At 45.3% G+C, this 10,715-nt stretch carries 12 protein-coding genes, 1 rRNA gene and 1 other RNA gene; 5 read left to right on the forward strand and 9 right to left on the reverse strand.

Annotated features, from left to right (window positions below; genetic code table 11):
- Positions 1–94: 94 nt before the first annotated feature.
- Entirely contained in the window at positions 95–319 is a 225-nt protein-coding gene (locus ACW6QF_RS15395) for a hypothetical protein (protein ID WP_456088461.1), read from the reverse strand.
- Between the two features lie 425 nt (positions 320–744).
- Here ACW6QF_RS15395 and ACW6QF_RS15400 point away from each other — a divergent pair, with 425 nt between their 5' ends.
- Positions 745–1,146, forward strand: coding sequence for a hypothetical protein (locus ACW6QF_RS15400; protein ID WP_456088458.1), 402 nt, complete (start codon positions 745–747; stop codon positions 1,144–1,146).
- A 42-nt stretch (positions 1,147–1,188) separates the two neighbouring features.
- Here the strand turns inward: ACW6QF_RS15400 and ACW6QF_RS15405 are convergent, their stop codons facing one another.
- The 5 genes from ACW6QF_RS15405 to ACW6QF_RS15425 are packed head-to-tail and all read right to left on the reverse strand — an operon-like array spanning position 1,189 to position 2,944.
- Positions 1,189–1,500 (reverse strand): HepT-like ribonuclease domain-containing protein, encoded by a 312-nt coding sequence (locus tag ACW6QF_RS15405; protein ID WP_456088462.1) that lies wholly within the window; start codon positions 1,498–1,500, stop codon positions 1,189–1,191.
- 12 nt (positions 1,501–1,512) lie between these two features.
- Complete coding sequence (locus ACW6QF_RS15410; RefSeq protein WP_298549886.1) at positions 1,513–1,812, reverse strand: nucleotidyltransferase family protein; 300 nt, start codon at positions 1,810–1,812, stop codon at positions 1,513–1,515.
- 47 nt (positions 1,813–1,859) lie between these two features.
- Positions 1,860–2,201, reverse strand: a complete 342-nt coding sequence (locus ACW6QF_RS15415; protein WP_456088463.1) for a TM2 domain-containing protein — start codon at positions 2,199–2,201, stop codon at positions 1,860–1,862.
- Positions 2,202–2,207: 6 nt separating this feature from the next.
- Positions 2,208–2,516 carry a nucleotidyltransferase domain-containing protein gene (locus tag ACW6QF_RS15420; RefSeq protein WP_456088464.1) on the reverse strand — a complete coding sequence of 103 codons (309 nt, stop codon included), beginning with the start codon at positions 2,514–2,516 and terminating at the stop codon, positions 2,208–2,210.
- Positions 2,513–2,944, reverse strand: coding sequence for a nucleotidyltransferase substrate binding protein (locus ACW6QF_RS15425; protein WP_298549889.1), 432 nt, complete (start codon positions 2,942–2,944; stop codon positions 2,513–2,515). Before ACW6QF_RS15425 ends, ACW6QF_RS15420 begins: the two co-directional genes overlap by 4 nt.
- A 79-nt stretch (positions 2,945–3,023) precedes the next feature.
- On the opposite strand from ACW6QF_RS15425, the gene ACW6QF_RS15430 reads away from it, so the two are divergent.
- The gene (locus ACW6QF_RS15430) at positions 3,024–3,626 is read left to right on the forward strand and encodes a riboflavin synthase (RefSeq protein ID WP_298549890.1); all 603 of its coding nucleotides are present in this window, start codon (positions 3,024–3,026) and stop codon (positions 3,624–3,626) included.
- Positions 3,627–3,804: 178 nt separating this feature from the next.
- Here the strand turns inward: ACW6QF_RS15430 and ACW6QF_RS15435 are convergent, their stop codons facing one another.
- From ACW6QF_RS15435 to rnpB, 3 genes are all read right to left on the reverse strand, one after another.
- Complete coding sequence (locus ACW6QF_RS15435) at positions 3,805–5,169, reverse strand: MATE family efflux transporter (protein ID WP_456088465.1); 1,365 nt, start codon at positions 5,167–5,169, stop codon at positions 3,805–3,807.
- A 35-nt stretch (positions 5,170–5,204) separates the two neighbouring features.
- A complete protein-coding gene (locus tag ACW6QF_RS15440; RefSeq protein WP_298549892.1) occupies positions 5,205–6,563 on the reverse strand; it encodes a YihY/virulence factor BrkB family protein in 1,359 nt (452 codons plus the stop codon).
- Between the two features lie 94 nt (positions 6,564–6,657).
- Positions 6,658–7,016, reverse strand: an RNA gene (gene rnpB / locus ACW6QF_RS15445) — RNase P RNA component class A.
- Between the two features lie 453 nt (positions 7,017–7,469).
- On the opposite strand from rnpB, the gene ACW6QF_RS15450 reads away from it, so the two are divergent.
- The 3 genes from ACW6QF_RS15450 to ACW6QF_RS15460 all read left to right on the forward strand — a co-directional run.
- Positions 7,470–9,068 (forward strand): Do family serine endopeptidase, encoded by a 1,599-nt coding sequence (locus ACW6QF_RS15450; RefSeq protein WP_298549893.1) that lies wholly within the window; start codon positions 7,470–7,472, stop codon positions 9,066–9,068.
- Between the two features lie 143 nt (positions 9,069–9,211).
- Complete coding sequence (locus tag ACW6QF_RS15455) at positions 9,212–10,072, forward strand: sigma-70 family RNA polymerase sigma factor (RefSeq protein WP_005641668.1); 861 nt, start codon at positions 9,212–9,214, stop codon at positions 10,070–10,072.
- A gap of 540 nt (positions 10,073–10,612) precedes the next feature.
- Positions 10,613–10,715 (forward strand): 16S ribosomal RNA (locus ACW6QF_RS15460); the annotation flags it as partial.

Here is a 10,715-nt window from a genome sequence, read left to right on the forward strand (position 1 = left end):
AAATAGTAAAGGTATGTCTTTATTTTTAGTTGTCTACAAATATAGGTTATAAATCAATATCCTGCAAATGGGAAAAAGATTATCTCAAAAAAACTTATTTCCTTACGATCTCTTCTAGCTTCTTCATATTCTTCCTCTTTGTCGCCCCCATAATCAGGAATAAGTCGATCAAGTACCAAACGCTCAAGCCGCCGAATGTGAGCAGTTTGAAGATTGTTTTTGTAGCGATAAAATGCCTGGCGAAGGCTTCGCGGAGTACCTTTTGTTTTTGGAAGTGCTTCGCAAAGCCTTCGCGGGGTTTAAAAGTGATTAAAATCATATAAGCCAGGCGTTTATCTGGTTTATGTGGATGGAAAGGTTTTGAAAGTTTTGATTACCCGGTAGTAGTGGCCGTATATTCCTGGAAGAAACCTATTATACCTTTGCCTCTGATCCGGATAAACTTTACCCATATGCGACTTATCCTTCTTCGGAAGATATAGCACGAATCCACTATATTTTCGGCCTTTATTTATTTGCTTATCCGTGAAAAGAGCTATATTTGCAGCGACTAACATATATATCCAAGGTGTGGTGAACCTGCATCTGATTCGTTGCGGGCATTTTTATGCCTGCAACGATCTTCATAGGCGGTTCCGTACCCCCGTGGGGAGCATTAATGTGCCTCCAGCATCTTGGATGTGTTAGTCAACGGGAAAGGCGGGACCGTTTTTTTTCGCCCTACTTTTAATACCTTATTATATTATGGAAGCAGCAAACACCTTGACACTCCCGGCAGAAGCTATCCAAGAGGTCTTTTTCAGGGAAGAAGCCAGCCGTATCCGGAAAGCGTTCGCCAACAAAAGCGATGAAGACGACCTGGATTATCTCCTTCACCAGTTACGATGCATAAAAAGCCTGATGGTACATCTGGAATTGCCTTGGGATCGCCTGATCACTGTCCTTTTCAGATGTTTCGCTTATTACATGCGGCAACCGAATGTGGAGAACACCCGTAAAACCTACCAACTGGCTACCCAGCTGATGGATTGCATCGTCTTCATGTCCCGGAACGGAAGGGTGATGAATGCATTAGTCGAGTTCTTTGATCACCAGATCGACGATCTTGACAAATTGCTGGCGGAAAAAAACGAAACCCAGCCTTAATAGGTTAGAAACCGGAGATAGGGGCAGGGATGGGGCTTGCCTCTATTTTAGGAGAGACTGAATGTCCTCTTTCAATGCCGGGATATGTTTGATGATCAAGCTCCAAAGAAATTCTGTTGTCACACTGTCATAACCATGAATCACCCGGTTTCTTGTATTGACAATTGCTCTTGCGTTAGGTAATTGGAAAGTTGCATCTATTTTTAGGATTCTGTTGATCGCTTCTCCCATAATATCAACATTACGTTCGATAGCCCGTTGCCTGAGAATGTCTTTTTTGAAATTCTCGAATAATTTAGGTTGTCCGGTGAAATAACTTTCTACTTCTTCTATGGAAAGAAGGACATCGTTCAAATGCTTTTATATTCATCCATAAATGATAAGTTTAGAACTATCGATATTCTTTCTCAAAATCGGATTGCGGATTGCCTGTTCTTCCAATAAATCTATCTCCCGGTGGAGGATGGATGATAGTGAATCTTTCAGGTCAAAGTAGTTATCGGCATATTCTTCCAATGGAACATTTTCAAAATCGACAACTAAATCGATATCACTTTTATCATTGAAACGATTGGTCAGGACAGAACCGAAAGCAAATAACTTTTTGACCTTATGCTTTTTGCACAAAGCTATTATACCAGGCAGATAGTTATTGAAGAAATCCATATTTGTTGTATTTGCTTGGAACAAAGGTATGTTTTAAATCCGAAAAATCAAATATCCTTTTTCACGATCTCTTCCAGCTTCTTCATATTCTTCCTCTTTGTCGCCCCCATAATCAGGAATAAGTCGATTAAGTACCAAACGCTCAAGCCGCCGAATGTGAGCAGTTTGAAGATTCCTTTGACCTTGTCTCCGATCATGAAACGGTCCAGCCCGAAGTATCCGAAGAAAAAAGAAACAAGCAGCATGTCGCCTGGGCTTTTGAAACGGGTTTTTACCAAAACCGCCTCTTTTTCAGGAGGAAGGTCGAGCAACCGGTGGATCGGTATTTCATAATCGGGGAATTTGCTTTCATTGGCAAGAAGGAACTTGTCTACTTTGTCTGCTTCCATATTATATTAAGTATTTCTTTGATACAAAATGATTCCTTTCCGTCCGATATGGTCTATCAAGTCCGGATTGGTCAGTCTGTGGAAAATGGACACGTCGAATTGATAGGGCAAAAGCAAGTCGTCTATGTCCAGCACGATCCGGTTCAGTTCACTGCGGGTCAATCGTTCGCCGACGAGCGTGATGTCCACGTCGGAAAAAGGCTTGTAGTTCCCTTTTGCACGCGAACCGTACAAGATGGCTCGTTCAATGTTTGGATACCGGTTGAAGACGGTTTCCAACCGGTTCCATTCCGTATCGCTTAAACCGTATTTCATTTGCTTGAAATTAAAGAAGACATTTTTTGCTCGAATTGTCTGAACAGCGGATAATAGATATGGACAATGTTGTCGTATATCTCTGTCGCCACTTCGTTGTTGTAATTGTGGGAGGTCAGATTGCGGTCGTTGATTGTTTCCATCCAACGTTTGTTTTCGACAAGTCCTATTTCCAGGGCTTTCCGAATAGCATCGCGTGACCCGTGGATATCTGTGTATCCTTGGTAGCCGGCGTAATCTTTCATGACTTTCCAAGCGAGTTCATGCGTGTATTCAAAACGTTGTATCAAGCCTTCTTGCAGGAGTTGGTCTATTTCTTCGTCTCTCTTTTGTTGTTCCGATAAAATATCGACCGCCTGTTGTAGTTTGAGCAATGCTTTTTGGTAATTGGAAAAGCGTTGTTGCCAACGTATATCTTGTTCTTCCATCTTGAATGATTTTTGTATGTGGCAAATATAGTTATTTTCCGTATCTTCGCCCTCCGATAATCATTAAAACAACAATCTTATGTTTTCAGGAATTGTAGAAGAAACAGCTCAGGTCGTGGCGATCGAGCATGATAAGGACAATATTCATATCACCATGAAATGTTCTTTTGTCGATGAATTGAAAATAGACCAGAGTGTGGCCCACAATGGCGTTTGCCTGACCGTGGTCCGCAAAGACGGCGACACATTCACTACTACAGCCATGCGCGAAACCCTGGAACGTTCCAACTTGGGGCTTCTGAAACCGGGTTCGCTCGTGAATCTGGAACGCAGCATGATGATGAACGGACGCCTGGACGGGCATATCGTGCAGGGGCATGTCGACCAGACCGCCGTTTGCACAAGCGTGGAAGATGCCAACGGAAGCTGGTATTATACGTTCGAATATCCGTTCGACAAGGAGATGGCCGGGCAGGGATATATAACCGTCGAGAAAGGTTCCGTCTGTGTCAACGGTGTGAGCCTGACCGTCTGCAATTCGAAGCAGAACAGTTTCCAGGTGGCGATCATTCCCTATACCCACGACAATACCAACTTCTGCCAGATCGAAAAAGGGACGGTTGTCAACCTCGAATTCGACATTGTCGGCAAGTATATCAGCAAAATGATGCAGTTCAAATGAAAGATCTCCTTTCTTAGGCAAGCAGGCGCCAAAGTGACCGGGTTTCCGATCCCGCGCGGCCGGTCGAAAAGTAGAAATTGCAGCGTATTCTGGAGGCGGCGTGTATCGCGCCGTCTGCTCTTTTGTCCTCTGTTTCGGTAGAGAGGGATAGAGGAAAGCATGGTCTGGAAATCATCGTTTATTGTTTTGCCTCTTCTTTAATAATACACCTCCGTTTCCAAACTCCCATCTTATAATAGATAAAGGTCACGATCAGCCCGATTGCGATGCTGATACCGATCGCCCACCAGATCCCGCAGCGTCCCAGCCAAGAACTGAGATAATAGGCGAGGGGAATACGGATCAGCCAGAGGCAGACCAGGCTGGTTATCATCGGGAACAAGGTGTCTCCGGCTCCCCTGAGCGCCCCGTTGTACACATTCAGCGCCCCGTGTACAATGAAGAAACCGCCGATAATCAGCAGATATTCCTTCCCGATCGCCACGACATCTGCGTCTTTCGTGAACACTTTCATCATTTCGTCGCCGAACAGGTAGACGGCGGCAAAAGTCAACAGTCCCAGGACTATATTCGTGTACATCGTAAACCGTACCCCCTTTTTCACCCGGTCCAGTTTCCCGGCTCCGATATTTTGTCCGCAGAAAGCCGCCAACGCCCCCGACAGGGTGAGGACGGCCTGCGTGATGATCGTGTCTATTTTCCCGGCGGCCCCGTAAGCCGTCAGCGTATTGGTCCCGAAGCTGTTCACGATCCCCAACAGGGCGATCAGTCCGAGGGCGATCGCGCATTGCTGTACGCTTGTCGGCAGTCCGATTTTAAGGCTCTCCCTGAACAGTTTCCAGTCGAACAGCATATCTTGTTTCTTGATGGACAGCAAGGGGTGTGTATTGTTTACATACGCTAAGGCGATACACATGCCGATCCCCTGCGAAATGACAGTCGCCCGTGCCGCCCCCTCGATGCCCCATTTGAACACGAGTATGAAAAGCAGGTCGAACGCAATGTTCAGGACAGTCGTGATCAGAATGAACAGCATAGGGCGGACAGACTCGCCCACGCCTCGCAAAATCGAAATGATGCTGTTGAAGGTCACGAACAGGAATGTCCCTCCTATGTAAATGCGGAAATAAGCCACCGCTTGCGGAATGACCTCTTCCGGCGTATTGGTCAGGCGGAAAACCGGCTCTGCGAAAATAATCCCCGCAATGGACAGTATCACGCCCCCGACTAACATGAAGATGAAGAATGAGGAGAACGCAAGTTGTACCTTCTGGTACTGTTTCGCTCCGAAAAGTTGTGAAATAACCACCGTTGTCCCGCTTCCGACACCGATCACGAACGAAATGATGAAGTAATAGATGAAGAAGGAGGCCGATACTGCCGCCAGCGCCTCTTTTCCCAGAAACTGTCCGACAATAATGCTGTCCGTTATGTTATAGAGCTGTTGCAGCAGATTCCCGATCAGCAACGGCAAAGCGAAGCGAACGATCACTTTCCATACCTTCCCCTCTGTCAGATCCGTATTCCCTTTTCTTTTATCCATCCCCTAATAATTGTCAATTTTCCATTGTCAATTGTTCAAAGGTCTTTCAACAAAATATTGTCATTCGCCTTAATCATGTCTTCGCGGGTTTTCAGCAAGGCTTTCCATTCTTTGCTGAACAACCGGGACGTGTCGATCTTGAAGTTTTCCGATCCGTATTCGTCCATGCGTGTCAGCAGGTAACTGACCGTGATCTTGTTTACGTCGATCGCCGGCTGGTAGTGGACGACCCGTTCGTCATCCCCGTAATTGACTTCGATAATAATATGTAGTTCGGTCAACTGGTAGAGTATCTGTGTCGTGATGCGGATCGGTATGCGGTAAGCGTCCGACAGTTCATCCGCCGTATAGGGCTTTTCCCCTTTCACGAACCGCTTGATGATCAGGGACGCGATCAGCAACGTGAGGAAATCTTTATATCGCCGGCTGATGTTCTTGCTGTCCCGTTCGAAACTGAACTTCTTCACGTTCTGGGATGCATACGAGATTTCCGCCCCGAACAGGCAGATCAGCCAGGACAGTTGCAACCACAGCAACAGCAAAGGCAGCGCGGCAAAGCTACCATAGATAGCATTGTATTTGCTCACCCAGATCTGCCCGCTGATGTAGATAAACTGGAAGAACTGGAAAGCGGTGCCTGACAGGAACCCGGCCACGAGGCCGTTCACGAATCGGACCTTTGTGTTGGGCAATGAAATGTAGAGTCCCGTAAATGCCAGGATCGTAATGATATAAGGCGTAATGTTCAGTATGAATTCGACCAGCGGAGTGAAGAAAAAGTACTGGTTGATAAATGAGTTCTGCAAAGTGGACAGGAAGATGGACAAACCGCTGGATGCCGTCATCAGGACCGGCAAAATCAGGAACAAGGCCAGATAGTCGGATAGCTTCCGGTACCACGGGCGCGATTTCTGTATCTGCCAGATATCGTTGAACGTGTCTTCTATGGACGAGATCAGGTTGACAACCGTATAAAACAGCATGATCAGGCCGACCCCGATGATCACGCCGCCCTGTGCCTGTTCCAGATAGCTTTCGACGAATTCGAAAGCCTTGGTCAACTCCGTCTCATGCCCGGGGAAATAGTCGAACAATTCCTGGCGTACGGTGTTCTGGAAGCCGAACCCTTTGGCTATCCCCAATAGAACCGCCAAAAGAGGCACGATGGACAGCAGGGTACTGTAGGTGAGGGCAGAGGCTTTCGTTTGAAGATTCTCGTTCTGAAACCCCCTGACGGCAAGAATGATGGTCTTGATGATGTTTATATAAAGTTCTTTCAGTCCGCTTACTTCATTTTCGGTGATCCGCCAAATGTCGTAAGTGACGAAACGGATCGTTCTTGTCAGTAAAGCGTTGATCCGTTCTCCGAGCGTCTTTTTACCGGTTGTTTTCATATATAATAAGTGCCAATAAATTAAATGTGCCGATATACCAATAGAAAACCATTTAATTGGCATATTGTTGAATTGGTATACTGGCACATTATAAAAAAGCAGTCTGCCTATAAGCCGGGTTCTGTACTCCCGCTTGCACGGGAGCGTCTGCCATTTATCTCGTCTTACTGTCACCAGTAAGCTTTAGCGGTCTACCCCCCGGCATCGGACGAGCAATCCTACATGCGCCGGTATACATGACCTTACAACCCATAAGACGTACGGCATCCTATATTGCTATAAGACCCGGTGAGCTCTTACCTCGCCTTTTCACCCTTACCGGACAGGTCCGGCGGTCGTTTTCTGTTACGCTACTCTGCCCTCGCGGACAGCTTCCCGTTAAGAAGTATGGTGCTCTCTGTTGCCCGGACGTTCCTCCCGTCCCGAAGGACGAGCGACAGACCGGCAGACTGCAATGGGACAAAGGTAATTCTTTTAATTGACAATTGAAAATGGATCACCACATCAAAATGGTTCGAGCAGGTTCTCTTTTGCTTTTTCTGCCAGTCTAATTTGTTTTCGATAATGTCATGTATCTGTTCGACGTTGTCGTGTATATGCTCGGTATTGTCGTATATGTTTTCGACAATGTCGAAAATAAAATGTATCGGCATCTAATGGCAGGTTCATGGGAAACATTCTGCCTTTCTTGCTGTTATATTATTGAATGTATGACCATTTGTCAGACGGTCGATTGTTAAAAAGGTACTTTGCATTACACAGTACTGTTAATCGCAGTTAAGCCCTTGCGGAGTGCCGTTAAAAGTGATAAAAAAACAGTCGCAAATGGAATAATCGCACGTTTTTTGAGTTTTCTTTGCCGAAAGAAAAATGTTAAATTTAAATGTTTGATAAAATAAAAAGAGTATGAAAAAGATGTGGAAAAATGTGCTTGGTATCGTTCTCGTAGCTGCAATCAGTGCGGGGGCGGCTGTTGGGACGAGTGCTTACCTGATTCATAAGAATCAACCGGTATATAGTGCTTCAGGCTCAGCAAATACCTTCAATCAGCCGATCCGGTTAGCCGGTTATAACACGGTTGCTGCAGAGAATACGGATTTTACTACGGCTGCAGAAAGTACGGTTCATGGCGTTGTGCATATTAAGGCCACGACAAATGCCAAACAATATGCCGACGGAGGCAATCAGCCGCAGTATGTCGATCCGTTCGAATACTTCTTCGGATTCGGAGGACGTGGAGGCGGAGGTTTCCAGCGTCCGCAACCGCAACCACGGGTAGGAGCCGGTTCCGGAGTGATCATTTCGACTGATGGATATATTATAACGAACAACCATGTGATCGATGGGGCAGACGAGCTGGAAGTGACATTGAATGACAACCGCAAGTTTGCTGCCAAATTGGTCGGAACCGATCCGACGACGGATATCGCTTTGCTTAAGATCGATGCGAAAGATCTTCCTACCATCCCGTTCGGCGATTCTGAAAAACTGAAAGTCGGAGAGTGGGTGTTGGCAGTCGGTAATCCGTTCAATCTTACTTCTACGGTTACGGCCGGTATTGTGAGTGCGAAAGGACGTGGCATCTCGATGGGAGGCGGAGACAAGAGCAAGATCGAATCGTTCATCCAGACCGATGCGGCCGTGAACCCCGGTAACAGCGGGGGAGCGCTGGTGAATACAAAAGGTGAATTGGTCGGTATCAATACCGCTATTTATTCCGAAACAGGAAACTTTGCCGGTTACTCGTTTGCAGTGCCTATCAGCATTGCAGGGAAAGTGGCAAACGACTTGAAACAGTTTGGTGCCGTACAGCGTGCTATTCTGGGTGTCCAGATTATGAGCGTGGGTGATATCGCCGACATGCTGGGCTATCCGAATCTGCCGGCTAAACAGAAAGATGAACTGAGCGCCCTGAAATCCAAGATAAAAGTTTCCGAAGGTGCATGTGTGGCTGATTTCGCGGACCGCAGTACTGCCAAGGAAGCCGGTATTGAAAAGGGTGACGTGATTGTTGCCGTAAATGGTGCAAAAGTAAAATCTGCGAATGCTTTGCAGGAACAGATCAGCAAATATCGTCCGGGTGACAAAGTGCAGGTAACTGTAGACCGTAACGGCAGCACCAAGACGTTTAATGTAGAACTTCGTAACGCACAGGGCAGCACTGCAGTAGTGAAAAGAGCCGCCGACAGCGCCGAAGTTTTGGGAGCCGCTTTCAGTGCGTTGACAAGCGAACAGAAACGTGAATTAGGTATAAGCTATGGTATTGAAGTAACCGGTTTGCTGAATGGTAAACTGAAAGATGCCGGTATCAAGAAAGGTTTCATCATCATGGTTGTAAACGATCAGAAGATTTCATCTCCTGAGCAGCTTGAAAAAATAGTTGACAAGGTTTTGAAAGGTAACAATGACGATCGTTACATCAATGATGATCGTTACATCGTAGTAAAAGGTTTCTATCCGAATAATGGACGTACGAAAGTATATGCTATAGATCTGGCTGAATAATAAAATAACGTTATATTCGTCTTATTTGGCGGGAAGATTGTTAAAGGTTTATAATTGGCTGGGTGTAGGGTGCATCCAGCCAATTCTGTCAATAAAAATAATATTATCTTTGCACCCTGATATTCTCAATATAAAATTATTGGATGAGACAGTTAAAGATCACAAAGTCCATTACCAATCGCGAAAGCGCTTCTCTTGACAAGTATCTTCAGGAAATAGGCCGGGAAGATCTGATCACAGTAGAAGAAGAAGTAGAATTGGCACAGGCTATCAAAAGAGGCGACCGGAGAGCATTGGAAAAATTAACCAGGGCAAATCTGCGTTTTGTTGTATCTGTAGCTAAGCAATATCAAAATCAGGGGTTAAGTTTACCAGACCTTATTAATGAAGGAAACCTGGGGTTGATTAAGGCGGCTGAGAAATTTGACGAAACCAGAGGTTTTAAGTTTATTTCCTATGCTGTGTGGTGGATTCGTCAATCTATTTTGCAAGCTTTGGCAGAACAGTCAAGAATCGTACGTCTCCCGTTGAATCAGGTTGGTTCGTTGAATAAAATCAGCAAAGCCTTCTCTAAATTTGAACAGGAAAACGAACGCAGACCTTCTCCTGAAGAACTTGCAGACGAACTGGATATTCCGGTAGATAAGATTTCGGATACCCTAAAAGTATCGGGAAGGCATATCTCAGTGGATGCTCCTTTCGTAGAAGGCGAAGACAACAGTCTTTTGGATGTGCTTGTTAACGATGACGCTCCTATCGCTGACCGGTCGTTGATGAACGAGTCATTGGCAAAAGAAATTGATCGAGCACTTGCTACATTAACCGAAAGAGAATGTGAGATAATCAAAATGTTTTTCGGTATTGGCTGTCAGGAAATGACATTGGAAGAGATTGGCGACAAATTTGGCCTCACAAGAGAGCGCGTCCGCCAGATCAAGGAAAAAGCAATTAGAAGATTAAGGCAAGGAACACGTAGCAAGCTCCTCAAATCGTATTTAGGTTAACCTCTTCGGAGGAAGACAAAAGGATTAAAAGCCTCTTATCCGTCAGGGTAGGGGGCTTTCCTTTTTTATTATTGTTTATGACTTAGGCTGGGTCTTTTCTTATACATATTATACACACATAAACGCCGTGTGTAAAGCCTGAAAATAGAGATGTGGATAAAGATGAAAAAAAGTTTCTATTGTAATAGTCAGTGGTTCAGAAGTTAACGTAAAAAGGTTGCAGACGGGAGAAAAAATAGTTGCAAAAATGTTTGGTGCGTATGTTGTAAAGCACTACTTTTGCATCCGCATTCGAGAGAGAGCGCAGGTGGTTAAATGATGAAACAAAAAACTTTTGAAAAAAGTTCCGAGAAAATTTGGAAGTTAAAATAAAAAGTTATTATCTTTGCACCCACGTTCGCTAAAAGAAAGCGAAAAAGTTCTTTGAAAGATTTACATATCAACAAGTAGTACAAGAGACGTAGAAATACGAAACATACCGTCAAGTACGGACTACGATAAATCACGAGATTCTGAGCAAAGGTATAAGAAACAATTTCAACAACGAAGAGTTTGATCCTGGCTCAGGATGAACGCTAGCGACAGGCTTAACACATGCAAGTCGAGGGGCAGCGGGGTGTAGCAATACACCGCCGGCGACCGG

The sequence above is a fragment of the Parabacteroides sp. genome, assembly GCF_977054455.1.